Source organism: Cupriavidus sp. 96C5-1, from assembly GCF_057798855.1.
In genome coordinates this window covers 1-25,401 of the sequence record NZ_JBYOJU010000025.1, presented here as the reverse complement: position 1 = coordinate 25,401, position 25,401 = coordinate 1, and the positions used below count along the sequence as shown (strand labels likewise).

The 25,401-nt window shown below is 66.7% G+C and carries 19 protein-coding genes; 9 read left to right on the top strand and 10 right to left on the bottom strand.

Annotated elements, in window-relative coordinates:
- Positions 1–20 precede the first annotated feature (20 nt).
- Positions 21–278, bottom strand: coding sequence for a hypothetical protein (locus tag AC3FOF_RS24575; RefSeq protein WP_276265577.1), 258 nt, complete (start codon positions 276–278; stop codon positions 21–23).
- Between the two features lie 755 nt (positions 279–1,033).
- On the opposite strand from AC3FOF_RS24575, the gene AC3FOF_RS24570 reads away from it, so the two are divergent.
- Positions 1,034–1,819, top strand: coding sequence for a GntR family transcriptional regulator (locus tag AC3FOF_RS24570; RefSeq protein ID WP_488728059.1), 786 nt, complete (start codon positions 1,034–1,036; stop codon positions 1,817–1,819).
- 82 nt (positions 1,820–1,901) lie between these two features.
- Here AC3FOF_RS24570 and AC3FOF_RS24565 read toward each other — a convergent pair whose 3' ends face one another.
- Complete coding sequence (locus AC3FOF_RS24565; RefSeq protein WP_488728058.1) at positions 1,902–2,768, bottom strand: alpha/beta hydrolase; 867 nt, start codon at positions 2,766–2,768, stop codon at positions 1,902–1,904.
- A gap of 357 nt (positions 2,769–3,125) precedes the next feature.
- Between AC3FOF_RS24565 and AC3FOF_RS24560 the strand changes: the two genes are divergently transcribed.
- Both AC3FOF_RS24560 and AC3FOF_RS24555 read left to right on the top strand, forming a co-directional pair.
- Complete coding sequence (locus AC3FOF_RS24560) at positions 3,126–5,315, top strand: penicillin-binding protein 1A (RefSeq protein ID WP_488728057.1); 2,190 nt, start codon at positions 3,126–3,128, stop codon at positions 5,313–5,315.
- A 28-nt stretch (positions 5,316–5,343) separates the two neighbouring features.
- On the top strand, positions 5,344–5,631 hold the full coding sequence (locus tag AC3FOF_RS24555; RefSeq protein ID WP_488728056.1) for a hypothetical protein: 288 nt from the start codon (positions 5,344–5,346) through the stop codon (positions 5,629–5,631).
- A 4-nt stretch (positions 5,632–5,635) separates the two neighbouring features.
- Here the strand turns inward: AC3FOF_RS24555 and AC3FOF_RS24550 are convergent, their stop codons facing one another.
- Both AC3FOF_RS24550 and AC3FOF_RS24545 read right to left on the bottom strand, forming a co-directional pair.
- Positions 5,636–7,018: an HdeD family acid-resistance protein gene (locus tag AC3FOF_RS24550; protein WP_035817247.1), complete on the bottom strand. Its 1,383-nt coding sequence runs from the start codon at positions 7,016–7,018 to the stop codon at positions 5,636–5,638.
- 161 nt (positions 7,019–7,179) lie between these two features.
- Positions 7,180–7,425: a hypothetical protein gene (locus AC3FOF_RS24545; RefSeq protein WP_488728055.1), complete on the bottom strand. Its 246-nt coding sequence runs from the start codon at positions 7,423–7,425 to the stop codon at positions 7,180–7,182.
- 435 nt (positions 7,426–7,860) lie between these two features.
- On the opposite strand from AC3FOF_RS24545, the gene AC3FOF_RS24540 reads away from it, so the two are divergent.
- The 6 genes from AC3FOF_RS24540 to AC3FOF_RS24515 all read left to right on the top strand — a co-directional run bounded on the left by AC3FOF_RS24540 (position 7,861) and on the right by AC3FOF_RS24515 (position 17,763).
- Positions 7,861–9,177, top strand: coding sequence for an MFS transporter (locus AC3FOF_RS24540; RefSeq protein ID WP_276267287.1), 1,317 nt, complete (start codon positions 7,861–7,863; stop codon positions 9,175–9,177).
- A 62-nt stretch (positions 9,178–9,239) separates the two neighbouring features.
- Positions 9,240–11,789, top strand: coding sequence for a nitrite reductase large subunit NirB (gene nirB, locus AC3FOF_RS24535; RefSeq protein WP_488728054.1), 2,550 nt, complete (start codon positions 9,240–9,242; stop codon positions 11,787–11,789).
- Between the two features lie 63 nt (positions 11,790–11,852).
- A complete protein-coding gene (gene nirD / locus AC3FOF_RS24530; protein WP_488728053.1) occupies positions 11,853–12,224 on the top strand; it encodes a nitrite reductase small subunit NirD in 372 nt (123 codons plus the stop codon).
- Positions 12,221–13,453, top strand: coding sequence for an NAD(P)/FAD-dependent oxidoreductase (locus tag AC3FOF_RS24525; protein WP_488728052.1), 1,233 nt, complete (start codon positions 12,221–12,223; stop codon positions 13,451–13,453). The genes nirD and AC3FOF_RS24525 overlap by 4 nt, the downstream gene beginning before the upstream one ends.
- A gap of 83 nt (positions 13,454–13,536) precedes the next feature.
- Positions 13,537–16,335 carry a molybdopterin-dependent oxidoreductase gene (locus AC3FOF_RS24520; RefSeq protein WP_488728051.1) on the top strand — a complete coding sequence of 933 codons (2,799 nt, stop codon included), beginning with the start codon at positions 13,537–13,539 and terminating at the stop codon, positions 16,333–16,335.
- Between the two features lie 384 nt (positions 16,336–16,719).
- Positions 16,720–17,763 (top strand): rod shape-determining protein, encoded by a 1,044-nt coding sequence (locus AC3FOF_RS24515; RefSeq protein ID WP_276267286.1) that lies wholly within the window; start codon positions 16,720–16,722, stop codon positions 17,761–17,763.
- Between the two features lie 150 nt (positions 17,764–17,913).
- Here the strand turns inward: AC3FOF_RS24515 and AC3FOF_RS24510 are convergent, their stop codons facing one another.
- The 6 genes from AC3FOF_RS24510 to AC3FOF_RS24485 all read right to left on the bottom strand — a co-directional run.
- Entirely contained in the window at positions 17,914–18,498 is a 585-nt protein-coding gene (locus AC3FOF_RS24510; RefSeq protein ID WP_488728050.1) for a WG repeat-containing protein, read from the bottom strand.
- Between the two features lie 222 nt (positions 18,499–18,720).
- A complete protein-coding gene (tssJ, locus tag AC3FOF_RS24505) occupies positions 18,721–19,305 on the bottom strand; it encodes a type VI secretion system lipoprotein TssJ (RefSeq protein ID WP_488728049.1) in 585 nt (194 codons plus the stop codon).
- The gene (gene tssG, locus AC3FOF_RS24500) at positions 19,302–20,336 is read right to left on the bottom strand and encodes a type VI secretion system baseplate subunit TssG (protein WP_488728048.1); all 1,035 of its coding nucleotides are present in this window, start codon (positions 20,334–20,336) and stop codon (positions 19,302–19,304) included. The genes tssJ and tssG overlap by 4 nt, the downstream gene beginning before the upstream one ends.
- Positions 20,337–20,404: 68 nt before the next feature.
- Positions 20,405–22,228, bottom strand: a complete 1,824-nt coding sequence (tssF, locus tag AC3FOF_RS24495) for a type VI secretion system baseplate subunit TssF (protein WP_488728047.1) — start codon at positions 22,226–22,228, stop codon at positions 20,405–20,407.
- A gap of 58 nt (positions 22,229–22,286) precedes the next feature.
- Positions 22,287–23,885: a type VI secretion system protein TssA gene (gene tssA / locus AC3FOF_RS24490; protein WP_488728046.1), complete on the bottom strand. Its 1,599-nt coding sequence runs from the start codon at positions 23,883–23,885 to the stop codon at positions 22,287–22,289.
- Between the two features lie 19 nt (positions 23,886–23,904).
- Positions 23,905–25,401 (bottom strand): type VI secretion IcmF C-terminal domain-containing protein (locus AC3FOF_RS24485; protein ID WP_488728045.1); only part of this gene is annotated, 1,497 nt, incomplete at its 5' end.

Here is a 25,401-nt window from a genome sequence, read left to right as displayed (position 1 = left end):
TTCATCACTCCTTGGGTTGCTCACGCGCCGTCCGTGAAGCGCTCAGATGAACCGATGCGCGCACCATCGGTGTACGGATCGCGCTTGTCCGTGATTTTCGCGCCCTCCGAATAGACATCAAACCTGCCTGCTCTCGCGCCGTCGGTGTACGGATCGCGCGGCCCGGAAACATGGGCCGTGGCATCGACAGTAGCCATGTCGGCGACACGGTTGGATGCCTGGGCCAAGGTTGCAAATGCGGCTAGTGCAGCTAAACCCAATGGGGTCAGGATTTTCATGGCATTCTCCAATGTTGAATAGTGAGAGACTCCAAAACACATTGCGGCAAGGGTAGAGCCTCAAAGCATGCGCGCCGCGCCGGCTTGCCGTGAACCCGGAAATCGATGCGCCATGCAACTGCAAAACTGCCCTGGCTTCGCGTTTATTCCCTGTCAGCGTGCTAACTTTGGCTTGCACTGCTCAGCACCTGCCTGACACTGACGGCGTGTCCCTCAGGGTCGATCTGGGCTGCTCGTTTGGCTCCGTCAGGAGCAGGAAGAGCCGGCGCCGGGAGCCATCCGGCAACTGATGGATTTCGCGGGGCGCGTCGAGCCTGGCCTGGCGCTCCGCTTAGCCGGCGCCTGGTGAGGGCGGCTGGATATCCGATTGTCTTTGTGAGCTGCCGTTGACGGGGCGCAGCTTCGAACGACCGCAAGAGGTCGGGAAGAGCCCTGCGCTACCGTGGCGGTCAACGGCGGCTTCTCGGCAAAAAACGCCACTCCCTCCCCCACGGGCCGGCGAGACCGGCATGACCCCATTCACGGGCAAGATCATCCGTGGCCGCAAGCGCACATCCGGCGGTGCGCATATCGAACCCCGCAGGAGCAGGAAGGCGCGCACTTCAGCTTGGCTTCACCGAAGAAAGTGCACTACCGCATGCGCTGCCAACCGCGCGCTTGCAGCCCCATGCGATCATCGACTATGTTGAACCTCAAGGCCGACGTGGCCGCTTCCGTGAGGAGCGATGATGAACAGGGTCATAGGACACCTGGCCGTGCTCGTTGTCCTGGTTCTGTCTGCCTTCAATGTGGCGCAGGCATCCGACATCGACTGCAAGTCAGCGCGGAGTGCTGGTTCTGTTCGCTGCGAAGATCCACATGGCGACGGGATGAGATGTGCGCTGGTGACCGACCACCGCCCGCGCAACAAGCACCTGGTCTGCGATGATCCGCAACTCTCGATGCGCTACGAGCGCATCTACGCCGAACAGCAGCGGCTGCTGCGGACCGGCGCCACGACCGATGCCGAGGTCAGCGCCTGGCGCATCCAACGGGATGCTTGCGGCTCGGTGCGCTGTCTTGATAGCCTGTTCCACCAATGGTGGCGGTGGCGGGAGGCAGCCCGCATCAAGCCGGCACGGCCCACTCTCCCGCCAGGTACAACCGTGACAACCGGCGCGGCGCCCGTCTCGCCAAAGCAGGCGCCAACACCTTCCGCGCAGGATCAGGCGACACCGGCTCAGCCGATCGCCATGCAAGAGAGCCCGCAACCGGCCGGGCCAACACCGCCGGCATCCGCTTCTTTGCAGACCTCGCCGACCTCGGTCGCAACCGGGCAAACCCAGCCCAAACCAGCCTCGGGCGCGGTGGTGTTGCCAGGCCTGCTGACAGGCTTCGCAGCCTTGGGCATTGGCACGGCCTGCCTGTGGAAACGCAAGCGCGACCGGCGTGCCACGCCAGGACATGAACGGCGCCGGGCCATCTCCGCGGCCATGGCGCTCATCTATGGCTTGCTCATCGTGAATGCGCTGCTTCTGGCGTTCACGCTGGGGTTGCGTTAAACACCTCCCCGCTGCCGCCGCGACAGATCTCGCGCCCGGCCACCGGGTTGGCGTACCCGCCTTGCTTTTTACCTGTTACTTGTTACTTGTTACGCCGGCACTGTGTGTCAATGTATTCCAGAGCCCTCGGCAGCGTCTCGCGGAATGTAAGCCACTCGTGGTCGCCATCGACTATGCGAAGCTCAACTTGCTTTGGCTGCATCTGGAAGAGCCGCCAATATAGCTGCGCGGACATCAATGCAATGCCGAGGCGGTCGTGGTCGCCGGAGACGATCCACATCGGCACCTTGGTTCCGGCGTGCGCATAGGCGTCGAGGTTTGCCGGATAGTTGTGCGCTTTCCATGTCTCGGCGTCGAACCTTCCGTCGCGAACGAACTGGGGGGCGCGGCGCGAAGCCGAAGTCTCGGGCGGAAGCGGGTCATAGATCGCCGGACTGATGATCGCCGCAGCACAGAATCGGTCGGGATACCTGAGCGCGAGATTCAGCGAGCCGTAGCCGCCCATGGACAGGCCGGCGACCGAACGCGCGCTTCGCTCGGTCGCAACCTTGTACTTGCTCTCCACATAGGGAATCAGCTCACGCATGAATGCGGTCTCTGCCTTCTCGCTGGCCCCGTCGGTCCACCAGGACGCGGGTCCGAAGCTGGGCATGACGGCCACTGTCGGGCGCATCAGCCCGCGTTTGATCAGCCCGTCGAGGGTGACAGCCGCGCCGCCCCTGTTGTTCCATGTGTTTTCGTCCTCATCGGCCCCGTGCAGCAAGTATGTGACCGGGAAGTGCCCTTGGGCTGCGTTATAGCCGTCCGGCAGATAGACCGCGATATTGACCTCATGACCAAGTGCCGCCGAAGCAAATCTATCCTGCACGACTTCACCGGCGCTGGCGGCGCAGGCTACTGCCATCGTGGCGGCCGCTACAGCCCGACTTCCCCATTCCCTGAACCTCATTGACAGATTTCCCTTGTTTTGTTGTTGTTGAAAAGTGTACTTTGCATCACCCAGCGTGACGGATAACAGCGTGCCACCCGTTGCGCCCGCCTTATGCTGGCAAGCGGCGGGATGGCATCTTACCCGCCCGTCGCCAGGCGCCATACGGCAGGGGCATTCTGTCTCGCGCATCTCGCGCAAACGGCCACCGCAAACCGGGTTCACAGGCAGCGAACGTTGTCCACATGAAACAAATGTAATCGTCTGTAAGTGCCACGTGCCGCGGCCCCGTTTTGACGGCAGAAGCGCCCTTCCGTTTTGGTACGATCCCGCCTTTTCCGCCAGCGCCCCGCCACAGTGAATCGTCGCTATGTATCGTTGCTTCGTGAGCATTGCGCACGGTGGCTCACCCGCGTCCGGCCGCTGGCCGCCACCGGCAGCACGAAAGCCAGACTCGTTTTCCGCAGCGCGCTGCGCCGCCTTCGCCATCCGACGCGACGCGGCGTCGCGCTGACGCTCGCCGCAGTGCCGGTGCTGTTCCTGCTGTACGTGCTCGCGCTCGTACCGTTTACGCCGGGCATCGGCGACATCCGCAGAGCCCGCGCCGACCGGCCAGCGCTGATCCTGTCGGCCGACGGCAAACTGCTCGCGGCATTCAAGCCGGTCAATCGCGAGTGGGTGTCGCTCAAGCAGATCTCGCCGTACATGGTGGATGCCTTGATCGCGACCGAAGACCGCCGCTTCTACGCGCATCACGGCATCGACTGGAAGCGCACCGCTTCGGCCGCGCTGCACACGTTCTCCGGCGACCGGCAAGGCGGCTCGACGATCACGCAGCAGCTCGCGCGCAACCTGTATCCCGACGAAATCGGCCGCGCGCCGACGCTCACGCGCAAGCTCAAGGAAGCGATCACGGCGTTCAAGATCGAAGCCGTGTACAGCAAGGATCAAATCCTCGAGACCTACCTGAACACGGTGCCGTTCCTGTACAACGCCTACGGCGTGGAAATGGCCGCACGCACCTACTTCCGAAAATCGGCCGATCAGCTCGACATCCTCGAAAGCGCGACGCTCGTCGGCATGCTGAAGGCCAACAGCGCCTACAACCCGGTGCTCAATCCCGAGCGCGCACTGCAGCGGCGAAATACGGTGCTTGGGCAGATGAACAAGTACGGGAAGCTCAAGCCCGCCGCGTACAACTGGTTGACGCGGCAACCGCTGAACGTGGATTTCGAGCTGCAGACCACGGCACCGGGCGCCGCGCCGCATTTCGCCGCGCAGTTGCGCAAGTGGCTGATCGCATGGGCCGATCGCAACGGCTACAACATCTATGCCGACGGGCTGGTGGTGCGCACCACCATCGATTCCCGTCTGCAGGCGATGGCAACGCAGGCGCTGAACTGGCAGACGAACCAGTTGCAATGGATCGCGGACGATGCATGGAACGAACGCACGGGCTGCTGGCCGGGCAACGACCTGTTCCAGACGTTCATCCGGCAGACGCCCGACTACCGCGCCGCGCGCGATGCCGGCCAATCGGACCAGGCCGCGCTCAGGAAGCTTGGCACGAACCCCACGTTCGTCCGCGCGCTTTGCCGGAGCAAAACGCAGATCCAGGCGGGTTTTGTCGCCATCGATCCGCGCAACGGAGATATCAAGGCATGGGTCGGCAGCCGCGATTTCAGCGACGAGCCGTTCGATCACGTGCAGCAGGCGCGGCGTCAGCCGGGTTCGACGTTCAAGCCCTTCGTCTACGGCGCGGCCTTTGCGGACGGCGCGCGGCCGAGCGATACGATCGTCGACCGGAACGTCGCCATTCCGCTGAGCGGGCATGCGATCTGGCGGCCGACCGATGCGGAACCGCCCACCGGCCGGCCGATGACGCTGCGCGACGCGCTTGCGTATTCGCGCAACCGCGTCACCGCGCAGCTCATGCAAAAGGAAGGTCCCGAGAAGGTGGCACGGCTCGCGCGCGCGATGGGCGTGCGCGAGAGTCCGCTCGAAGCCGTGCCGTCGCTCGCGCTCGGCACGAGCCCGGTCACGCTCAAGGAAATGGTCTCGGCGTACAGCACGATCGCGAACCGCGGCGCCTACCTGGAACCGCGCATGGTCACGCGCATCGAGGATCATGACGGCAAGACGCTCGCCGAATTCGCGAGCGCATCGCCGCAACAGGCACTGCCCGCCGGCGCCGCGCGAACGCTCGCCGACGCGATGCGCGACGTCGTGAACCGGGGCACCGGCGCGGGCATCCGGACGCGCTTTGGGATTCGCGCCGACGTGGCCGGCAAGACGGGCACGTCGCAGGACAACACGGATAGCTGGTTCATCCTGATGCATCCGCAACTGGTCGCGGGCGCGTGGGTGGGCTTCGACGATGGACGTGTGACGCTCGGCAACTATTGGGGCGAAGGCGCGCACAGCGCCCTGCCGATGGTGGGCGCGTTCTACGACATGGCGCTGCGCGCGCGCGCCATCGATCCGCGCGCCCAGTTCGGCCCCGAGACCCAGCCGGCTCGCACGGTCCATCCGCGACGGCAACGACACTTCCTCTTCTGGAGGTACTGATGCCGTCGCGGGCGGAGGCGGCATTGGCTTGCGCCGGCGCGGCATCCCGACCTTTTCGCTGCCCGGCGCAATCGGCGTGGTGACGAACCCGGTCGTGGCGTTCGTCCCGCTTGGGCTACTGCTTGCGGTATCGATGAAACTGCTAAAAGAGATCGGGACCGGGCTTATCTACCTGGGCACATATGCTGGCTTCAACACTGGCATCCTCAATCCGGTGAAGACTGGATCGTCACAACGCATGCCCGCTCAGTGTATTGCCTGTGACTTCAATAACTTTTCCCATCCCGCGCGCGTCGACCAGTTTGCGATGATTTGAAACATCACCTCCGGGAACCTGTTGCCTGAGCATCCTGTTCGCGCCATTCCTTGCGCTGCCGGAAGAGTGTATCGATGGCGGTGCGCGCGACTTTGCTCCACGCGAACGGCCGCGGATCGGCGAGCATGCTGAGCGCGCGCGCATAGTCGAGCGTCAAGCCCGGCGTCCACGCCATCGTGACAGCGCGCTTTCGGATTTGCGCCGCGACCCACAGCTCGGGCGTGACAAGGACGCGCAGGAGGCTGCCCCAGCCTACGCGATCACCGTGCAGGCGACTGGCCGCGCCGTCGATTGCCGCCTCGAGCGCGTTCGATACCGAGCTCGAGCAGTTCCGGTGCGTCAGGTTGTAGGTGGTGTTCTGGCGGTAGCGATCCCAGAACTGCTGCAGTTTCGCGGGATCGTAGTTCCGGATCCGCACGCGCACGGTCGACGGGCACCATGCCTTTGATTCGGTAGCGTAGTCCGGCTGGAACACGCCCGGCACGTCGTTCTCGCGCGTGGCGCGCAGGATGCGGCCGAAATCGTCCGGCGAGCGATCGATCTCGACGCTCGGATACAGGCTGATGTAGATGCCCTCGGGCGACTCGAGCGCCGCATGCCCGGTGGAGATCACGCCGTTGACGTCCACGGCCGCGATGTACCGGTCGACGATCGGACGAGGCTGCGCGGGCGCTTTCGACGATCCGGTAGGCGTCCACACGTGCACCGTCAGCGCGTGTTCGTCGTCGGCAGGCGGGCCGTCCCACTCGGCCTGCTCGAACACCTGCGCGTCGCCGGGCGCGTCCTCGTCCGGCAGCAGCGCTGATTTCGGCGAGTTGCGCAGCGCCGGGTTGCGCGCAAGGCGCCGCGCGCGCGCGGAAAGCGAGAGCATGTTCATGCCGCTGAAGATCAGGAACAGGCCGAGGCAGTACGGCAGCGTGCCGGCGTAGTGGGTCGGATACGGCTGATAAAAGAAGACGGCGATGAGAATCTCGGAGACGCCCCACGCAAAGGCAACCTTCCAGCGCTGGTAGCGCACCATCCATGCGGACACGCACTGCAGCAGTCCGTCGGCAAGGAACAGCGTGCCGAAGATCATCGACAGGATCAAGTTGCCGTGATGATGCCCGGCGAAGATCAGGATCGATGCGCCCACGACGGCGAAACCCTTCACGTACCGCAGCAAGCGCTGGCCGCCGACGCCCGTCCACGCAACTGCGAGGGTCACAAGGCCTTCAGCCAGGAACAGCCAGGCAAAGAAAATGATCGGAAAGTATGCGGCATTGTCCAGCGCGTCGATGAAGACCACCAAGCCTGCGACCATCCAGAACACGCCTATCCAGAAAATCGCGCGCGCACGCTTGCGCAGGTAGTCGACACCCAACAGAAGCATTACCAGCCTTACCATCGTCCCCTCCAAGGCACATTCCCGAGCGGCATGACGATGCCGCTCGGGCAGAACATGAGAGAGCATCGAACCGAATCCTATCGTTCAGAAGCGACACTAATTTCTAGTCGTCAACCAGAGTCCCGCGCCGCACCGCGAGAGTACCTTTCCTTTGGTATCCCTCAATTCCCGCTGCCCGCCACGCCAGTAGTCGGCACGCCAATCGTCGCGATGGCCAAGGCCGCCAGCCCCGCGAGGATGAAGAGCGTTGCAAAGCGCTCCGGCGGAAAACAGCAACGAAAACAACAATGCCCGTCAAGGAGAACGCGATCCCTGTCATGGTCAAGGCTCTGCCGCGATTTTTTGGCGATCGGCCCCAGCAACAAGATAGTGGAGCCGAGATCATATTCTAGGCTGTCATGCGGCATGATGGCTAGTTGAAGAGGGCCAGTAGCAATTCTCTATCTTTGATTATTTTTTGATAGCTTTAGAACGACTGGAGAATATCTTCTTTCGCATCAGAGATAGCGTTTGACGCCGGTCGGCCCATATTCATGCCGGCCACCCCTGCACCAGCCCCAGGCACGCCCCCGCCCATTGCACTGCACCATGACCGTGCCCCGCCGCCCCACCTCGGCGCATCCGCGCCCCGCCTGACGCCCCTGCGCAGCGCAAAAAACCGGCCATCCATCACAAAACGCCCTGGCACGCCGCTTGCGTAATCCCATCCGAGCGGACCAACGGCGGCCCGCTCACCCCACACAGGGTGGCAGCGGTCTTTACCGCTGCCACCAGGACAACGGCGTCCCCTGGTCCGGTCTTTCGACCGGATTGCGGGACGCCATTTGTTTTACGGAGCCATGATGACCGGCAAAGCCACCCGCATCGAACTGCTAAGCCTGCGCACCCCGCAGATGCGCGCCTTCCACCTGACGTGGATGGCCTTCTTCGTGTGCTTCTTCGCGTGGTTTGCCTGCGCGCCGCTGATGCCGGTGCTCAAGGGCGAGTTCGGCCTGAGCGCCGACCAGGTCGCCAATATCAATATCGCCGCCGTGGCCGTGACCATCCTGGTGCGCCTGGCCATCGGCCCGCTGTGCGACCGCTTCGGCCCCCGCCGCGCCTACACCGGCCTGCTGGCGCTCGGCGCGATTCCCGTGCTGGGCGTGGCGATGGCGCAAAGCTACGAGGCCTTCCTGTTCTTCCGCCTGCTGATCGGCGCGGTGGGCGCGAGCTTCGTGATCACGCAGTACCACACCTCGGTGATGTTCGCCCCCAATGTGGTGGGCACCGCCAACGCCGCGGCGGCCGGCTGGGGCAATGCCGGCGGCGGCGCCGCGCAGGCGCTGATGCCGCTGCTGCTGGGCGGGATCCTGATGCTGGGCGTGAGCCACACGATGGGCTGGCGCCTGGCGCTGCTGGTGCCGGGCGTGCTGATGCTGATCATGGCCGTCCTTTACTGGTGCTTTACCCAGGATTGCCCGCAAGGCGACTTCGCCGAACTGCGCGCACGCGGCATCGCCGTGGATAGCGGCAAGAAAGGCGGCTGGGCCAGCTTCGCCGCCGCCGCCGCCAACTATCGCGTGTGGATGCTGTTCGTCACCTACGGCGCCTGCTTCGGCGTGGAGATCTTCATCCACAACGTGGCTGCCACGTATTACGTGGACCACTTCGGCCTGTCGCTCGGCCACGCCGGCCTGGCCGCCGCCAGCTTCGGCCTGCTTGCCCTGTTCGCCCGCGCACTGGGCGGCTGGCTGTCGGACAAGGCTGCGCTGCGCCGCGGCCTGGATGCCCGCTCCGGCCTGCTGTTCGTGCTGATCCTGGGCGAGGGCCTGGGCCTGCTGTGGTTCGCCCAGGCGCATAGCGTGGCAGCAGCCATCGTCGCCATGCTGGGCTTCGGCCTGTTCACCCATATGGCCTGCGGCGCCACTTACGCGCTGGTGCCCTTTATCGACCGCAAGGCGTTGGGCGGCGTGGCCGGCATCATCGGCGCCGGCGGCAATGTGGGCGCGGTGGCGGCGGGCTTCCTGATGAAGGGCCTGGGGGGCAACCTGCAGCAAACCCTGACGGTGCTCGGCGCAGTGGCCATGGTGTCGGCCCTGTGCGCCATCGCCGTGCGCTTCTCGGCCGAGCACAAGGCCAGCGAGCAGGCGTTGTTCGACAACGCGCTGGCCGGCTCCTGAGCCAGCCTTCCAGACAAACACCAGCACCAGCACCCGCGGCCCCACAGAACAAGGAAACCATCATGAAACTGATCATCATCGGCCACGGCATGGTCGGCCACAAATTCCTGGAATGCCTGGCCGAGGCCGGCTCGCAAGATATCGAAGTGACCGTGCTGTGCGAGGAGCCGCGCCCGGCCTACGACCGCGTGCACCTCTCCGAATTCTTCGCCGGCAAGTCCGCCGAGGACCTGTCGCTGGTGGAGGCCGGTTTCTTCGAGCGCAGCAATATGCTGCTGCGCCTGAATGCGCGCGCCACCGGCATCGACCGTGCTGCCAGGACGGTATCGGTTTCCACCGGCGAGACGCTACCCTACGACAAGCTGATCATCGCCACCGGCTCCTACCCCTTCGTGCCGCCGCTGCCGGGCAAGGACCGCAAGGATTGCTTCGTCTACCGCACCATCGAAGACCTGGAAGCCATGCAGGAGTGCGGCGCGCGGTCGAAGACGGGTGTGGTGATCGGCGGCGGCCTGCTCGGGCTGGAATGCGCCAAGGCCCTGCGCGACATGGGCCTGCAGACCCATGTGGTGGAATTCGCCCCGCGCCTGATGGCGGTGCAGGTGGACGAAGGCGGCGGCACAATGCTGCGCAGGAAGATCGAGGAACTCGGCGTCACCGCGCATACCCGCAAGAACACGGTTGAGATCGTCGATGGCGAAGCAGGCACCCATCGCATGAACTTCGCCGATGGCAGCCACCTCGACACCGACATGATCGTGTTCTCGGCCGGCATCCGCCCGCGCGACGAACTGGCCCGCGCCAGCGGCCTGGCCACCGGCGAGCGCGGCGGCGTCACGGTGGACAACCAGTGCCTGACCTCCGACCCCGACGTGTACGCCATCGGCGAATGCGCGCTGTGGCAAGGCAAGATCTACGGCCTGGTCGCGCCCGGCTATGAAATGGCCCGCGTGGCCGCGAAGCACCTGCTCGGCCACCAGGCCGAGTTCGCCGGCGCCGACATGAGCACCAAGCTCAAGCTGATGGGCGTGGACGTGGCCAGCCTGGGCGACCCGCACGGCAACGCTCCCGGCAGCCGCGCCTACCAGTTCACCGACGAGCGCAAGCAGGTCTACAAGAAGCTGGTGGTGTCGGAGTGCGGCAAGTACCTGCTGGGCGGCGTGCTGGTGGGCGACGCGGAGGAGTACGGCACCCTGCTGCAGATGATGCTCAACAAGATCGAGCTGCCCGAGTCGCCGGAATTCCTGATCCTGCCCTCCTCCGACGGCCAGGCCAAGCCGGGGCTGGGCGCCGATGCCCTGCCTGATAGCGCGCAGATCTGCTCCTGCAACAACGTCTCCAAGGGCGACATCTGCGCGGCCGTGTGCAACGGCGCCACCAGCATCGGCGCCCTGAAGAGCTGCACCAAGGCCGGCAGCACCTGCGGCGGCTGCGTGCCGCTGGTCACGCAGGTGATGAAAGCCGAGATGAAGAAGCAGGGCCTGGCGGTCAACAATCACCTGTGCGAGCACTTCGCCTATTCACGCCAGGAGCTTTACCACCTGGTGCGCGTGGGCGGCTTCAAGACCTTCGGCGAGCTGCTGGCGGCGCACGGCAAGGGCCTGGGCTGCGATGTCTGCAAGCCCACCGTGGCGAGCATCCTGGCCTCGTGCTGGAATGAGTTCGTGCTCAAGGAAGAGCACGCCAGCCTGCAGGATTCGAACGATTACTTCCTGGGCAATATCCAGAAGGACGGCACCTACTCCGTGGTGCCCCGCATGCCGGGCGGCGAAGTCACGCCCGACGGCCTGATCGCGGTGGGCCAGGTGGCCAAGAAGTACGGCCTGTACACCAAGATCACCGGCGGCGCGCGGGTCGACATGTTCGGCGCGCGCGTGGAAGAGCTGCCGATGATCTGGGAAGAACTGATCGCCGCCGGCTTCGAGTCGGGCCATGCCTACGGCAAGTCGCTGCGCACGGTGAAGTCCTGCGTGGGCTCCACGTGGTGCCGCTACGGCGTGGACGACTCGGTCGGCCTGGCCGTCGAGATCGAGAACCGCTACAAGGGCCTGCGCGCCCCGCACAAGATCAAGTTCGGCGTCTCCGGCTGCACCCGCGAATGCGCCGAGGCCCAGGGCAAGGACGTGGGCATCATCGCTACCGAGCGGGGCTGGAACCTGTACGTGTGCGGCAATGGCGGCATGAAGCCCCGCCACGCCGAACTGCTGGTCAGCGACCTGGACCGTGCAACGCTGCTGCGCTATGTGGACCGCTTCCTGATGTTCTACGTGCGCACCGCCGACCGCCTGCAGCGCACCAGCGTCTGGCGCGACAACATGGAAGGCGGGCTGGACTACCTCAAGGCGGTCATCCTGGAAGACAGCCTGGGCATCGGCGCCGAGCTGGAAGCGCAGATGCAGCATGTGGTGGACACCTACGAAGACGAATGGAAGGCCGCCGTGACCAACCCGGAAACCCGCAAGCGCTTCCGCCATTTCGTCAACAGCGACCTGCGCGACGACAACCTGGTCTTTATGGAGGAGCGCGGCCAGATCCGTCCGGCCACGCCGGAGGAACGGAACTTGCGTCGCTCCAGGCTCGAGCAGATCCCCGTGATCGTCAAGGCAGCCTGAACCACCACGACCCGACCTGATCCGCAAGCATCGCACCAACGCACCAACGCCAAGGAAAACATCATGAGCCACGTCCACCATTCCGAAACCTGGACCGCCGTTTGCACCCTGCGCGACATCGTGCCCAATACCGGCGTGTGCGCCCTGGTGGACATGGCGCAGATCGCGGTGTTCCGGGTCGGCCCCGGCCAGAGCGACGATCAGGGCGGCAACGGCGACCAGGTGTTCGCCATTGCCAACTACGACCCCAACGCCAACGCAGCGGTGCTGTCGCGCGGCCTGGTGGGCAACCTGAGGGAGCGCATCGTGGTGGCGTCGCCGATCTACAAGCATCATTTCGATCTCCAGACCGGCGAATGCCTGGAAGCCCCCGAGCATTCGGTCGCGGCGTACCCGGCCCAGGTCTATGACGGCAAAGTCTGGGTGGCCGCATGACCTCCTCCCCCCACAAACCCCGCCTGGTGGTGGTCGGCAATGGCATGGCCGGCATGCGCACGGTCGAGGAACTGCTGAAGCTCGCGCCCGACCTCTATGACATCACCGTGTTCGGCGCCGAGCCGCACGGCAACTACAACCGCATCCTGCTGTCGCCGGTGCTGGCGGGCGAGAAGACCGTCGCCGACATCATGCTCAACACCCGCGATTGGTACGAGCAGAACGGCATCGAGTTGCTGGCCGGCGACCCGGTGGTATCGATCGACCGCCGCCGCCGGCTGGTGCGCTCGCAATCCGGCCGCGAGGTGGGCTACGACCGCCTGCTGCTGGCCACCGGTTCCAAGCCGTTCATCATTCCCGTACCCGGCCACCAGCTTGAAGGCGTGATCGCCTTTCGCGACATCCAGGACGTGGAGACCATGCTGGCGGCGGCCCGCAACCACCGCCACGCGGTGGTGATCGGCGGCGGCCTGCTCGGCCTGGAGGCCGCCAACGGCCTGATGCGCCAGGGCATGGACGTCACCGTGGTGCACGTCGCCGACAGCCTGATGGAGCGCCAGCTCGACAAGCCCGCCGGCGCGCTGCTCAAGCAGGCGCTGGAGCGCAAGGGCCTGCGCTTCCTGCTCAGCGCCAACACCAGCGCCATCCTTGGTGAGGACCGTGTGACCGGCGTATGCTTCAAGGACGGTAGCCAGATTCCGGCCGACCTCGTGGTGATGACCGCCGGCGTGCGCCCCAATATCGAACTGGCCCAGCAGGCCGGCCTGCGCTGCGAGCGCGCCATCGTGGTGGACGACACCTTGCAGACCTACGACCCGCGTGTGTACGCCGTGGGCGAATGCGTGCAGCACCGCCAGGCCACCTTCGGGCTGGTCGCGCCGATCTGGGATCAGGCGCGCGTGGCCGCCGCGCACCTCGCCGGTGCCGGCCATCGCCGCTATGTGCAGCAAGCCACCGCGACCAAGCTCAAGGTGACGGGTGTGGATCTCTATTCCGCCGGCGACATCATCGGCAGCGAAGGCAGCGAGGACCTCGTCATGCGCGATCCGCGCCGCGGCATGTACAAGCGGCTGGTGCTGCAGGACGGGCGGCTGGTCGGGGCGGTGCTGTACGGCGACGTGCAGGACGGCCCCTGGTACTTCGACCTGATCCAGAGCGGCGCCCCGGTTGGCGCCATGCGCCAGCGCCTGCTGTTCGGCCGCGCGCAGTGCGAGGCGATGGCGGCCTGACGGGCGATGCCTGATACGCGATGCCTGCTGCTTGATGGCTGAATGACCTTGTATCCGATTGACCGCCAGCAACGAGCGATAACGTGAACCTGTCCGATATCCCAGTCATCCTCTCCACCGGTTCGCCCACCGTGCTGTCCGCCGACGCCGCGGTCACCGTCACCGACACCACCTGCCCCTATTGCGGCGTGGGCTGCGGCGTGCGCGCCACGCGCCATGCCGACGGCAGCGTGGAAGTGGCGGGCGACGCCAGCCACGGCTCCAACCAGGGCCGCCTGTGCGTGAAGGGCTCGGCGCTGGCCGAGACGGTCGGCCTGGAGGGCCGCCTGCTGCACCCGCAAATGCGCGGCGCCGATGGCGCCTTGCAGCCGGTGTCGTGGGACCGCGCGCTGGATGCGGTCGCCCAGGGTTTCAAGGACATCATCGCCGAGCACGGCCCGGATGCCGTGGCGCTCTATGTCTCCGGCCAGTTGCTGACCGAGGATTACTACGTTGCCAACAAGCTGATGAAGGGCTTTATCGGCAGCGCCAATATCGACACCAACTCGCGCCTGTGCATGTCGTCGGCGGTGGCCGGCCACAAGCGCGCGTTTGGCGAAGACCTGGTGCCCGGCAACTATGAGGACCTGGAGCAGGCCGACCTGGTGGTGCTGGTCGGGTCCAATACCGCCTGGTGCCACCCCATTTTGTTCCAGCGCCTGTCCCGGGCGAAGGAAGCCCGGCCCGGCATGAAGGTGGTGGTGATCGACCCGCGCCGCACGGCAACGTGCGAACTGGCCGACCTGCACCTGCCGGTCAAGCCCGGCACCGACGTGTGGCTGTTCAACGGCCTGCTGCACTACCTGGCGCAACACGGTGCCGCCGACCAGGCTTTCATCGACGCCCATACCAGCGGCCTGGACGCCGCGCTGGCGGCGGCTGGCCCGGACTGCACCGATGTCGCCAAGGTCGCCAAGGCCTGCAAGCTCGATGCCGATGCCCTGCGCGGCTTCTACGCGCTGTTCGCAGCCACGCCCAAGGTGGTCACCGCCTTCTCGCAAGGCGTGAACCAGTCCTCGGCGGGCACCGACAAGGTCAACAGCATCATCAACTGCCACCTGATCACCGGCCGCGTGGGCCGGCCCGGCATGGGGCCGTTCTCGCTGACCGGCCAGCCCAATGCCATGGGCGGGCGCGAGGTTGGCGGCCTGGCCAATATGCTGGCCGCCCACATGGAACTGGCCGACCCGCTGCACCGGGAGATCGTGCAATCGTTCTGGGGCTCGCCCGTCATCGCGGACAAGCCGGGCCTGAAGGCGGTGGAACTGTTCGAAGCCATCGAGCAAGGCCGCGTCAAGGCCGTGTGGGTGATCGCCACCAACCCGGTGGTGAGCCTGCCCGACGCCGACCAGGCCCGCCGCGCGCTGGCCAGATGCGCACTGGTGGTCAGCTCCGATGTCATGCTGCGCACCGACACCAACGACGCCGCGCATATCCTGCTGCCGGCGCTGGGCTGGGGCGAGAAAGACGGCACGGTCACCAGTTCCGAGCGCCGCATCTCGCGCCAGCGGGCGTTCCTGTCCGCGCCCGGCGAGGCCCGCGCCGACTGGAAGATCCTGTGCGACGTCGCCACGCGCATGGGCTTCGACGGCTTCGGCTATACCGGACCGCATGAGATCTTCGACGAACACGCGCGCCTCAGCGCCTACCGCAACGCGGCAGCCGGCGCGGCCGGCCATGCGCCCCGGATGTTCAACCTGGCCGGCCTGAGCGGCATGAGCCGGCAGCAATTCGACACGCTGGCACCGGTGCAATGGCCGGTGGCGGCAACGCGGCCCGCGGCAGGCAGCCTCGCCGGCGCGTCCGGCGGCACCGCCCGCCTGTTCGCCGACGGCCGCTTCGCCCACCCGGACGGCCGCGCCCGTTTTGTCGCCACCGCCCCGCGTGCGCCGGTCCACGCCACCGATGACGAATTCCCGCTGGTGCTCAACACCGGCCGCGTGCGCGACCAGTGGCACACCATGACCCGCACCGGCAAATCGCCGAAGCTGGCCGACCACATTGCCGAACCCTTTGTCGACATGCACCCGCAGGACGCGCTGCTCTGCGGCGTGGGCGAAGGCAAGCTGGCGCGCGTCAGTACGCGCTGGGGCGCCATGGTGGCGCGCGTGCAGCACAGCGGCGGCATTGCGCGCGGCAGCGTGTTCGTGCCGATCCACTGGAACGGCCAGTTCAGCTCCGATGCGCGCGTGGGCGCGCTGGTGAACCCGGTGGTGGATCCGGTCTCGGGCGAGCCCGAGTTCAAGCACACGCCGGTGCGCGTGGAAGAGTTCCGCGTATCCTGGCACGGCTTCGTGCTGAGCCGCCACGCACTCCAGGCCGACGCCCTCACCTACTGGACGCGCGTCCAGGGCCGCCAGTTCCAGCGCTACGAGTTCGCCGGGCGCGAGAACGTCAGCGACCGCGCCGCCTGGGCACGCCAGCTGCTGGGCATCGACGATCCCGACGCCGACTGGATCGAATACGAAGACCGCACCGCCGGCATCTACCACGCCGGCCATGTGGTCGACGACCGCCTCCAGGCCTGCATCTATCTCTCCACCCGGCCCGAGCTACCCTCGCGCGCCTGGCTGTCCACGCTGTTCGCCAAGGCGCGCCTGGAAGACGCCGACCGCATCGGCCTGCTGCTCGGGCAGCCGATGGAGAAAGGCGTGGACGCCGGTCCCACCGTGTGCTCCTGCTTCGGCGTGGGCCGCAACACCATCTGCGACGCCGTGCGCAAGCACGACCTCAAGACCCCGGCCGAAGTCACCGCCTGCGTCAAGGCGGGCGGCAACTGCGGATCCTGCGTGCCGGAGTTGAAGAAGCTGCTGGCGGAGATACGGGTGGCGGAGGCGGCCTGAGGCTGCCATTGGCGTGATCGGGAGCGCTGCGGCAGGCATACGGCTCGCCGTGGACCGTGCGGCGCACCGGACGCCTTGCGATGCCGTACCGATGGCGGGCCGGGAACCTGAAGGCCCTCGCCCCGCGCAGGCGGGGCGGCCTCGTGCCAGCCTGGCCGTCACCGACATAAGGTATCATTCGCTGCCGCTGGCCATTCCGGTCCGCCGCCCCGAGCGACGCAAGCCTCGTGCACTGCACTCGGGGGAGCCGGCCACGACGCCGAAGCCCGCTCTGCCCGGCGCGTGAAGCCTCCAAGCCATGCGTCGCTATTCCTATCCTGGCTGACGCCAAAAGTGGCGTCAGCCGTTTCGCATGCTTGCGAACCACCAGACCAAAGACTCCCGATGTTCGGATTTCTCCGCAGCTACTTCTCCAACGATCTCGCGATCGACCTCGGCACCGCCAACACCCTGATCTACATCCGCGACAAGGGCATCGTCCTGGATGAGCCCTCCGTAGTCGCGATTCGCCAGCAGGGCGGCGCCAATCCCAAGAAGAGCATCCTGGCGGTCGGCAAGGAAGCCAAGCAGATGCTGGGCAAGGTACCGGGCAATATCGAGGCCATCCGCCCGATGAAAGACGGCGTGATCGCCGACTTCACCGTCACCGAGCAGATGCTCAAGCAGTTCATCAAGATGGTGCACGACACCAAACTGCTGCGCCCCTCGCCGCGCATCATCATCTGCGTGCCCTGCGGCTCGACCCAGGTCGAGCGCCGCGCCATCCGCGAATCGGCGCTGGCCGCCGGCGCCAGCCAGGTCTACCTGATCGAAGAGCCGATGGCCGCCGCGCTCGGCTCCGGCCTGCCGGTGGCGGAGCCGTCCGGCTCGATGGTGGTGGATGTCGGCGGCGGTACGACCGAGGTGGGCGTCATCTCGCTGGGCGGCATGGTCTACAAGGGCTCGATACGCGTCGGTGGCGACCGGTTCGACGATGCCATCGTCAACTACATCCGCCGCAATTACGGCATGCTGATCGGCGAGCAGACCGCCGAGGCCATCAAGAAGGAAATCGGCTCGGCCTTCCCGGGCGCGGAAATCCGCGAGATGGAAGTCAAGGGCCGCAACCTGTCCGAAGGCATCCCGCGCGGCTTCACGGTGTCGTCCAATGAAATCCTGGAAGCCCTGACCGATCCGCTCAACCAGATCGTCTCGGCGGTCAAGATCGCGCTGGAACAGACCCCGCCGGAACTCGGCGCCGACATTGCCGAGCGCGGCATGATGCTCACCGGCGGCGGCGCGCTGCTACGCGACCTGGATCGCCTGCTGGCCGAGGAAACCGGCCTGCCGGTGCTGGTGGCCGAAGACCCGTTGACCTGCGTGGTGCGGGGCGCCGGCATGGCGCTCGAACGCATGGACAAGCTCGGCAGTTTCTTCTCTTACGAGTAACGGCAGCGCTGTCACGTCGACAGCCGGCCCGGCAGGGACCCGTTCCCGCTGACCGGCCCGCCCGGCGCCATGGGTGGGCCGGGCGGCGGGCTGGCGGATATGCCGGGCGTCCATGTGGAACGCAGCCTGCGCAGCCGCGCGGCAGTCCGCTTACTCGGGCTCAGCCACTTCGTTGCCCTTGCGGTCGATGTGGAACCAGCGCCCGCCGGTCATCGGGGTATGCCCGTGGCTATCCGTTACACCGCGATAGCAGCCATTGCAGACCCTGGCGATGCCGTTGCGGAATGGCCATCCCCAGTCGTAAGTGGTGGCGATGGCCTGACGAAAATCGGGGCCGAAGTAGCCGATCTTTCCGTCCACCCGCGCACGCACCAGGCCCTCCGCAAAATCGTCGGCCCAATTGTCGTGGCTGATCACCGCCAATGATGCGCCGCTGCGGTCGACGTAGTAGTACTGGCCGTTGGCCAGCAGCGAAGCGACGCCCCGTTTATCGAAATCCAGGCGGCGCAGATGCCCTTTTGCGAGGTGCAGGCCTGTGGCGTCGGGGCGTACGCAGTCGCGGTAGATGCGCCAATCGCCTTTCCTGTCGAAGTAGTTGCAGCTTTGCGCTGGATCGGTCCCGACCGGCGCGGCGGTGCCGGGCACCGCGCCAACCAGGCACAGGGCGGACAGGCAGAAGCCATGCAGGAGACGGATGGGATAGCGGCGCAGAATCGCGCTGGACAGACAGAACATCAAGGCTCCCGGTGACTGGCGATTCGTCGATTATGCCGTCCAGGCAACGTCGTGCTGCGAGGTTGCGCCGAAGGCGCGTCATATGCTGACAGCGTGCGCCATCGCATCATTCCATCCGGGCTCTTTTTAGCTGCTGGCGCAGCCGTATGCCCTTGGCAATCCGCGCCAGGGAGAGATGCCGCTTGTCCTCGCTCAAGCCGCAAGCATGGAAAGCAAGGCCCGCTACGCACGGGGGTTGCCGGCCGGAGATGACAGGGCTAGCGGGTAACCGAGCCCGGCCGCGCCGCCAATGCCGGCGCCCGCCAGCTGCAACGTGCTGCCCCGCACCTCGATCCTGACCGGATCGGTCTTCTTCCATTGCTTCTTCGGCACCACCAGCTTCCAGACCGCGTCCTTGTCCGCATCGCGGAAAAGTGCCACGACGCCGACGTATTCGGCGTCGGCATGCATCGGCTCGGAGAGACTCACGCTCGCTTCCGGGCGCAGTACCACGTCCATGGTGCGGAGCAGATCCGGTTTCAGCGATTCCAGGTCATTCATCTGCATCTGTGCATAGCTCAGTTGCTCGAAGGCCTGGGGGGACTTCAGCTGGTAGATCCGCACCACCGTCGACAACGATTGTCCGGCGCTAGTCGCATTCAGCGACGTCCGGCTGGCGAGATCGAGGTTCATGGTCTTGACCTGCGTCGTGAAGGCCCATTTCGCCGCCTCCACGGTGCTGTCTTTCATGGCTTGCCCGATCCCGCAACCGGCGACGGCAAGGGTAGTGAGCAGGGCTATGCCACCGCTTCGAAGCTGTTGCTTCATCGTGTTGAACCTCTTTCTGTAGTATGTTGCTGCCGGCCATTGGCCTGGCCGTCTTCCTGCTGCGCGGGCGACCCGGCGCCGCCCCCCTGCCAGATTCCCAGTTGCACGCGCGTGATGGCGTCGCCGGGATCCGCGTCTTCCATGGCGGCGGACCGCCTGAGCTGCGTGGTGTAGCCGAGACTGGCCTGATCCGAATTCAGCGCCGGCGCCGGCATCAGCGAGCGCCGCACGTGCATTTCCAGATGCGCGTGCGCTGCGTAGCCCAGGTAGAAGCGCAGCAGCGCCATGACCTCCCGGTGCATCTCCCGCCCCGGCATCAACCCGAGCACCGATTCGCGCGCCGTTGGCTGGATCACGACGCGCACGGCATTCGTGCGATCGTGGAAGCCACGTCCCAGCACGCAATTCTCCCCGAGCGGCATCCGTTCGGCCGAATCGAGGCGAACCCACACCGGGTGGAATTCCGCTACCGTGACCTGCGCATCCGGCACGGCGTGCTGCAGCACGCCGGCCAGGCCTTCCGCGGTGCGCGTGCGCTGGCTGGCCAGCCCCAGCATCGACAGCAGCTTCTGCGTGGGAACGCACTGCCCCGGCTCCGACTGGCCGAAGCCCAGCCCCAGCAGGCTCAGCAGATAGCGCGACACCGCATCCTGCCCGCCCTGCCGGAAGCCCACGGGATAGCGGTATTTACGCGCGACGCGGTAGAACTGCGTAACGATCCGGTGATGAAACAGGTCGAGAAACGCCGCCAGTGGCTCCGCGCCATCGCGATGCTGCGCAATCTCGTCCACGAAATAGGACGGCATGCGCGCGTCGACGCCATAGAGGCCGAGGAAGGTCGTGCGGACCACCGGCGGCAAATCGGGATGGTCGCTGTCGTGCTCTACCGCATCGATCTCCCGGCCAGGAAACCCGAGCCGCCCGCGCGAGCGGAAACGCACTGGCTCGCCGGCCGGTGAATCGGTTGTGCCCAGCGGTGGCCGCTGCGGCGCCGAGAGTTCGATCAGCTCGCACAGCCGGAAGAAGTTCATTGCCGGCGCGTTGGCCAACAGGGCCGGCAATAACGCAGCAGGTGCCGCCGTAACCCGATCTGTCCGGTTCAAAACGGTGCCCCCTCGCCCTTGCTGTCCGGCCACACGATACGCTCCCCGCCTGGCTGCGCGACGATCACCAGCCGGGTGTAGAGGTTCAGGGTGGCGTACAGCGCCAGGAATCGATCGAGCATCTCGCCGAACAGTTCCACATCGCCCGCGCCGGCAAAGCGGGTGCCATCGAGCGTGACCTCGATTTCCACCCCGCGCAGCAGGCCGCCCTTGACGAGCTTCTGCAGGGGTCGGTGACGCACATCGGTAATGGCATCGATGCGGCGGCGGTTCAGTTCCCCGTCGGTCCAGTCGTAGAGGGCAAGGCTGCCCCGGAGGACCTCGGCATCGAGCAGCGACAGATAATTTGGCGCCAGGTGAGACAGCACGCGCCAGTGGAAACGGTCGGCGGTCGGCGGATAGACCGGCAAGGTCGGCGCCGTCAGGTTGCGCACCGCGCCGACATGGTTGAAGCCGCCACGCATCCGGGCAATGCCCGCCTCGCGCAGCCCCTTGCGCGGCAACATGCCGTTGGTGCCGGTCACCGACAGCGACAGGGTCTCCTGCGGCAATACCTGTTGCTGCTCCCAGGCATGGCCGCCGAGCACCACCCAGGTATCGAAGCGGCCCGAGGGGCCACGGCGCATGCGGGTGTGGAAGTAGCGCTCCGGCATTTCGTGCCGCAGCATGCCGCCGCGGTGGCGGAAGGCCGCGAACGGGGCATACTCGAAGCGCTCGCCGGAGGCGGCCTCGAAGCCGCGCACGGTGTCGACCGAGTACGCCTCGACGTGTTGCCCGTGATGCTCCAGCGCCCGCACCCGGTACTCGGTCTCGAACTGCGTGACCGTGATCGGATCGGCCTCCAGTTCGAACAGGTTGATGATGGGAGCGCAGAAGAGCCGCACGTTCTCGGCCGAGAAACGCATGTCTTCCGGAAACGGCTTGGCCAGCACCACCTCCACATCGAAGTGCCCGGCCTGCGGCGGGATGGCGTCCATGTCCAGCCCGACCAGATCGACGAACATGAACTTCTCTGGAAACGTGAAATATTCCAGCAGCAACTGGTAGCCGCCAAAGGCGTTGTCCGGCTTTGGCCACAGGCGCTCCTGCGTGCCAAAGCCGGCAGGCTCCAGACGCAAGCCCGCCATGGGCTGCGGCAAGCCCGGACGGTCGGCCGGGTAGCCGGGCACCCGCACATGCATGGACACGGGATCCGCGGTGAGCGCCGCGTAGAGCGCCAGCGCCAGCGGCCGGTCAGCGTGCAGGTAGAGCCGAAGACGGGGCACCGCCAATTGCTCACGCTGTGCCTGTGCCTGCAAGGCGAGCCGCAGGCGAATGACGGAACGGCCATCCTCGCGTGCATGGGCGCTGGCCTCGGTCAGGCGCAGCGGGTACAGTTCGACCGCCTGCGTGGTCCGGTAGATGCACTCGACCCCATCGCGGCCACTGCCCGCCTGGGTGTCGAGCGCCACGGGATCGGACACGACCTCGAGTCCGGCTGGCAGGGTCTCGTGGCGCTGCAGCGCACCGCCGGCCGGCGTCAGCTCCAGGATCGACAGCGACGGAATCATGCGCAGGTAGTGCGGCCACAGCATGCTGACCAGCCCTTCGGTCAGCTCCGGCAACTCGTCGTCGAGCTTATGGCGCAGGCGCCCCATCAGGAAGGCGAAGCCCTCGAACAGCCGTTCGACGTGGGGATCGCGCTCGCCGATGCGGTCGATGTTGAGCATGCGCGCGCGGTCGGGAAACGCCTGCGCGAATTCCTTGCCGGCTTCGCGCAGGTAGCGCATCTCCGCTTCGTAGTAGCGCAGGATCTCGTTGTCTTGGGTGGGATGATTCATAAGGGAGAGTGGTCGCTGATGGTGGTCGCTGATGGTGATCGCTGAGCGTGCCGGCTATCTAGGCGAGGGCCACGGCGCGGGCCGGGTCGATGGCGGTCAGGTCTCCCACCAGCGCTTCGATGCGATGGGCCAGGGCAACCTTGTCCGCATCCTTGCGCATCATGCGCACCTTCAGCAGCCGCAGCAGTTGCTGCTTGGCCTCGAACGCCAGCGCTGGCTCCCAGGCGGCCACCTGGAAGCGCTGGGTATGCTGTTCCAGGGCATTCAGCAAATGCAGGGCCGTGTCCGCCCGGTCGGCACGCTCGGCCACGCGTGCCATCACCAGTTGCCGCACAAAGCGGTCCCGCTCGCCGTGCGGCGCCGGCAGGCCCTGCAGCCAGGCGAAGGCGGCATCGAGGCTCTGCTGCGCGGCGAGATCGGCCGCCTGGGCCTCCGTTTCCGCCCAGTCGGTGCTGGCGCACACCACCGCCACGGGCGCCACCGGTTCTCCGCGCTCTACGTCACGCACGGTGGCGTGGCGCGCTATCCATTCCAGCGTGGTGTCATCCGCGAACGGCGTGCCGTCGGCAAAGGCCAGTTGATCCAGGCCGGGCAGGCGCTCCAGCATCAATGCGCAGTCGGTGGCCAGCAGGTCTCGCACCCACGCGCGACCGCGGGCAGCCCCGGCGGGATACTCGCCGCCGGCCTGGTCCTGGGCGGCGAAGGCGTAGCACTGCAAGTCCAGCCAGAAGTGATTCGCCCCCTCGGCAAAGGCCTGCTCCACGCGGTCGAGCAGTTCCGGCCACTGCCTTTGCAGCAGCAGGCGCTTGAGTTGGGCGCGCAGTTCCGCGCGGGGCGCCACCAGGCGCGTCCTGCCGCTGGCCTCGTGCGGCGGGACCTCGGTGAGCGTATCCCAGCGCACGCAGCGCAACAGCCGGTAGGCGGCGAGATAGCCCTCGGGCTGCTCGCGCAGGAACAGCGCCATCTGGCGCGCCCGGTCCAGCAGGTCGCGCGTGGAAGCCACCTCGCCCGCCGCGGGCGGGCCCGCAATGGCACGTGGCCTGGATGTGTCGTCCCGCCCGGCATGATCGGTGGCTGGCGCGGACTCGACCCGGCCCTCGAATCTGCGAAACAGGGCGTCCAGTGCCGGGCGCGCCGGTTCCGGCCATTGCGCGGTGCGCTCCACGATCAAGGCCAGCGCGGACAGGGTTCGCTCCAGGTGCGCGCCGGCGAGGCCTTGTACCCGCTCGAGCCGGTTCGTGAAGGTCGCGCCGGCCAGCCATTCGAGCGCCGCCTTGCGGCTTTCCGCACGGGCCGGCAGCAACTGGGCGCCAAAGCGGTCGATCAGCGCCGACAACAGTTCGAGGCCGGCGGCGATACCCTCGGCGCCATCGCGCCGCATGCGTCCGTAGACGTAGTAGACCGCCAGGCGCACATCCTTCGCGTTCGCCTTGAGCAGCCGCTCGGCGGATTCCACGATCATCGTATCGTTGACGTCGGACAGCTTGGCCACCTCATCCTTGATGGCAAGGAAGTCATCGTCGTAGCCGGGATCGTCCCCGGCCGGCGCATCCTGACGGATCGGCTGCAGCCACGGCTCCCAGCGGGCCTGCGTGGAGCGGGCCAGGTCCGATGGCGCGCGCGCGCCGAACAGCGCGTTAAGCAGATTGCTGAACATCGTCTCTCCTCCTCTTGCCCTAGCGAAGCGGGCCGGGATTGGCACGCGACGCAACCGGCGGCTCCCTGCCCACAAAGATCCGCGACGGCAGCACAAAGCCGCGCAGCGCCAGCATCTCCAGCGGGCCATGGCCGACCTCGGTGCGCAACTGGTAGCGGATCGGGTAGACCATCCCCGCCGGCGCCGGCAGCCGTGCGTCGCGCTCGGTCAGGCTGTCCGGGTCGGCGGGGTGGGATGGCGCCTGCCCTTCCGGCTGGCGCTCGCCCGTGCCGGGCTTCGGCCCCGTGCCGTCGGGCACGCCCTGCCAGGTCAGCTGGAAGGTGGCGCTGTCGATCGGTACGATGCGCGCCCGCTCCAGCATCCGCACCAGCCCCCAGCGCCCGCCGAACTCGTAGTTCTTGTTGGTGCCGGCCTTCTCCGTCTGCCATTGCAGCCGGGTGCCCGGATCCTGCGGGTGGCTGGCCGGCCAGGCCATGGCCTGCCACGTCTCGCGCTGGTTGTAGTAGTGCAGCTTCTGGCCGTCCAGGGTCAGCACCGTGTCGGTCAGGCCCGGGGTCGGAATCGGCATGATTTCAAAGCGGTACCGCGGCTCGCCTTGCGCCAGCAGGTGGGCGGCAATCCGCTGCAGGGTATTGATGGCCTTGAGGAAGGCCGGGTCGAAGGCCTGCGCCTGCCCGCCGGTGGCGGCGGGCACCCATTGGTCGCCCTGCAGCTCGAGCACGCCGGCCAGCTGGGTGCCGAGGAAGCTGGCGATCAGGCCGCCCTGCGGGCGCAGGAAGCGCGCCAGCTCCGCCAGCGAGGCGTCATTGGCGGTGTCCGCGAACGGGTAGCGGCCGGCGAACGACCGGCCCCACGCCATCGCGATGCCGTGCCGCCAGGCGTCGTTCAGGCTCGCCTGCGCCGGTTGCAGCACGGTCTGGGTGGCCTGCGCGATCGGCCGCACGAACAGCGTCTCGCCCATGCCGGCCCATTGGGTGCCCAGGCTGGCGGCCATCAACTGCGCATAGGCCTGCGTATCGGCCAGCTCCGAGCCCTTGCCCTGGAACAGCGCCTGCGCCATCTGCCGGGCCTGCGCATCGGCATCGGCGCTGTTGCTGATCTGCTGCAGGCGCAGGCGCAAGGCCGTGGCGCGGTCGAGGAACCGTTGCAGGCTCAGGTCGCCGCCGGCGCCCTGCCCGCCCTGGCCACCCTGGCCCTGTCCCACCAGCCGCAGCACCGGACCGAACGCGGCCCCAAGCGGCCCGGCCGGGTCGGCCTTGGGCGCCTCGGGTCCGGGCGCCTGCTTGCCGAGCAGGTCCTGCGCCTTGGCCACCAGCGTGTCGGACAGCGTGTCCTTGCGCGCGCCGGCGCCGCCCTGGTACTCGAGCGACCGCATCAGCGCGATCACCGGCGACTGGCGCGCATCGGCCAGCAGCTTGAGCTGCCCGATCGCCGCCGGCAAGGTGGGGGCGGCTTCCCACTGCAGGCTGTTCATGAAGCGCTGCCAGTGTTCCGCGTAGTCGGCGAAGTACTGCTC